Here is a 333-nt window from a genome sequence, read left to right on the forward strand (position 1 = left end):
ATAAAGCCTTCAGCAAATTTTGTAACGTAATTCATAAAAAACTCCTTTTTTATCTTTTGCTTATATAAGCAAGTTTTTAATATTTAGCTTAATACTCGGACTTACTGACTATGCTTTTTCAAATGGCCTAGGAGCAGTCTGGCTCGCAAACCAAGGTCCGAAAATGGACTGGTTCGGGGAGCATCGTGATAGACACCAGCCTCTGTCTTTAAAAAGACATCCCTAGCATCCTCAATAGCCAACTGCAGCAATTTATTCTCTTGACGAACCAAAGGATTGTAATGATCGAAATAGTGGATGTCCTGACCAAGATAGGCTGGCATGGACTTAAAC

1 protein-coding gene is annotated in these 333 nt (G+C 39.3%); it reads right to left on the reverse strand.

What is annotated here, in order from left to right; translation table 11 throughout:
* Positions 1-101 precede the first annotated feature (101 nt).
* The coding region (locus tag FH871_RS35340) for a hypothetical protein (RefSeq protein WP_212768430.1) at positions 102-333 on the reverse strand (232 nt) is incomplete at its 5' end.

The sequence above is a fragment of the Larkinella sp. C7 genome (genome assembly GCF_006149005.1).
Classification (GTDB): Bacteria; Bacteroidota; Bacteroidia; order Cytophagales; family Spirosomataceae; genus Larkinella.